Raw genomic sequence first — 1,105 nt, 5'->3', positions numbered from 1 at the left:
GCAGGCATTGCATGTCCTGTGACCTGATACCCCGCCCGGCCCCGGCATGGGTTTGCTGCCGGGCGGGGGTGCGGCGGGATTGCCGCGGGGAGCCGCGTTCCGTGAGTGTTTACGCGGCGTTCGGATCTTCGAGGCGGGCGCGGGCCTTGCGGCGCCAGCTGCGGATTGCGTCATCGAGGCTCAGTCCGATTGCCGTGACGCCGTGCAGGTGGATCTCGAACAGGGCTTGGCCATTCAGAGGATCGCGGGTCGGCCACCAGTGGCCGCCTGTCTCGATCGCCTCGTTGGCGAAGGCCTCTTGCAGATCCTCTCCCTCGCGGCCGTGGATCCGGGCGAAGAAGCCTGCGATCGCCGCGGCGCTCATCGGGCCGCGAGGCGGCGGGCCAGCAGCTCGCCGCAGATATCGGGAAGATACATCGCCAGCAGCGCCGCATCCTCGGGTGTGAACTCTCCGGTCGCGCGCTCGGGGCCGCCATGGGCCAGATCGCGCAACACGGCATCGGGCACCAGCTCTTCGGGCAAGAGCGGGGCAGGGGTGATCGGGCGGGCGAGGGCGGTCATGCCGCGTCTCCGCCGTGCCCGCCCCGCCAGAAAGCGAAGGTGGGGAAGTGGGGACGTGCGGACTCGGCCTCCGCGTCCGCCGGTTCGGGGGCGGCGGTGTCAGGGACGATCTGGTAGGATGGATCGCCCATGCGCTGGAAATCGACGCTCTGTCCGCGCGCCTCCTTCAGCAGGGCCCACGCGGTGCGCATCCGGGCAATCTCGGCGGGCGAGCCGCTGTGGGCCTCGGGGTTCGTGACCTCGGCCAGCGCCTCGGCGATCTGTTTTCGGGTCGGGTGCATGATCTGCCTCCATCGTGGTGATGCGGCAAACGTAAAGTGCCAATCGGCACTTAGTCAAGATTAAAAAGTGCCAATCGGCACGTTAACTTTGTTTCCCTTGAGGAACGATTGGAGAACAAATTATAAGGACTGGGCTAATTGACCACAAATTTTAGGGGAGGGGCATGGACAGGGAAAGTGACCTGGCTGCGCAAATAGCAGTTCTTTCGCCGGAAACTAAAGCTGCGGTTGAGGAATTCGCGTTAGCTATTCTTCGGTCTCGC

3 protein-coding genes are annotated in these 1,105 nt (G+C 65.1%); all 3 read right to left on the bottom strand.

Translation table 11 applies throughout. The annotated features are described in order from the left end of the window. Positions 1 to 109: 109 nt before the first annotated feature. From BMW66_RS19925 to BMW66_RS19915, 3 genes are read right to left on the bottom strand one after another with little or no spacing between them, the layout of a single operon-like run. Positions 110 to 364 (bottom strand): hypothetical protein, encoded by a 255-nt coding sequence (locus tag BMW66_RS19925; protein ID WP_093120909.1) that lies wholly within the window; start codon positions 362 to 364, stop codon positions 110 to 112. After that, on the bottom strand, positions 361 to 561 hold the full coding sequence (locus BMW66_RS19920; RefSeq protein WP_093120907.1) for a hypothetical protein: 201 nt from the start codon (positions 559 to 561) through the stop codon (positions 361 to 363). Before BMW66_RS19920 ends, BMW66_RS19925 begins: the two co-directional genes overlap by 4 nt. Continuing rightward, the gene (locus tag BMW66_RS19915; RefSeq protein ID WP_093120905.1) at positions 558 to 842 is read right to left on the bottom strand and encodes a hypothetical protein; all 285 of its coding nucleotides are present in this window, start codon (positions 840 to 842) and stop codon (positions 558 to 560) included. The genes BMW66_RS19920 and BMW66_RS19915 overlap by 4 nt, the downstream gene beginning before the upstream one ends. Between the last annotated feature and the right edge of the window lie 263 nt (positions 843 to 1,105).

It is taken from the genome of Salinihabitans flavidus (assembly GCF_900110425.1).
GTDB lineage: Bacteria > Pseudomonadota > Alphaproteobacteria > Rhodobacterales > Rhodobacteraceae > Salinihabitans > Salinihabitans flavidus.
This window is presented reverse-complemented; position numbering and strand designations above follow the sequence as displayed.